Annotated in this window: 1 protein-coding gene; it reads left to right on the top strand. The window is 60.7% G+C overall.

The window, feature by feature from the left end; translation table 11 throughout:
• Positions 1–346 precede the first annotated feature (346 nt).
• A partial coding sequence (locus AC27K1_RS21540; protein ID WP_487152852.1) for a hypothetical protein occupies positions 347–1,340 on the top strand: 994 nt, incomplete at its 3' end.

The following is a 1,340-nucleotide window of genomic DNA, read 5'->3' as shown; positions in this document are numbered from 1 at the left end:
TAGTTTATTTCGCACATGTTGAAAGCATGAAGTGAGAGAATGCCATCATGGATTTGAAGCCGGAATGCTTAAACTGGATACTGCCATCTTCATACCGCGACAGTTTTTGGTACGCTGCTTCTGATTTCATCACGGAAGTACAGAATGCCCGACCTCCTGTTCTGTTGTTGATTCCCCCCGGCATTGCTTGAAGTCGGTGCTTTTAATGATTTACAGGCACTGGTGTATGGGAAGCCCTTTATAATCGGCGCCATGTTCATTCGAAGAAAACGCTTTGGCGGTAATTACCACATATTGGCAGGTTATCTTCCGGTAATGACCGGTGATGAGCCAGGGGAGAGTGAAAATGATCGATAAGCGGGATGGCGATCCTCCAGGTAAGGACGGTGAAACACCTGAGGGCGAAGCCACCGAGGGCGAGGCCTCCGAAGCTGAAGCCACCGAGGGCGAGGCCACCGAAGGCGAGGCCACCGATGCTGAGGCCACCGAGGGCGAGGCTGCCGACGCTGATACCACCGAAGGCGAGGCCGCCGACGCTGATACCACCGAAGGCGAGGCCGCCGACGCTGAAGCCTCCGAAGGCGAGGCCACTGAAGCTGATGCCACTGAAGGCGAGGCCACTGAAGCTGAAGCCACCGAAGGCGAGGCCACCGACGCTGAAGCCTCCGAAGGCGAGGCCACTGAAGCTGATGCCACCGAAGCTGATGCCACCGAAGGCGAGGCCACTGAAGCTGAAGCCACCGAAGGCGAGGCCACCGACGCTGAAGCCTCCGAAGGCGAGGCCACCGACGCTGAAGCCTCCGAAGGCGAGGCCACTGAAGCTGAAGCCACCGAAGGCGAGGCCGCCGAAACTGAAGCCACCGAGGGCGAGGCCGCCGAAACTGAAGCCACCGAAGGCGAGGCCGCCGACGCTGAAGCCACCGAGGGCGAGGCCGCCGAAACTGAAGCCACCGAAGGCGAGTCCGCCGACGCTGAAGCCACCGAAGGCGAGGCCGCCGAAACTGAAGCCACCGAGGGCGAGTCCGCCGAAACTGAAGCCACCGAAGGCGAGGCCGCCGACGCTGAAGCCACCGAAGGCGAGGCCGCCGAAACTGAAGCCACCGAAGGCGAGACCGCCGACGCTGAAGCCACCGAAGGCGAGGCCGCCGAAACTGAAGCCACCGAAGGCGAGACCGCCGAGGGCGAGGCCTTAGAAGAAGCTGCTGAAGAAGCGGAAGCCCTGGAAGAAGCGGCTGAAGAAGCCGAAGCCCTGGAAGAAGTGGCTGAAGAAGCCGAAGCCCTGGAAGAAGTCGCTGAAGAAGCCGAAGCCCTGGAAGAAGTGGCTGAAGAAGCCGAAGCTT

The sequence above is a fragment of the Kistimonas ophiarachnellae genome, from assembly GCF_057552235.1.
The sequence above is the reverse complement of the archived record's forward strand: the minus strand, read 5'-3'. Positions and strand labels throughout refer to the sequence as shown.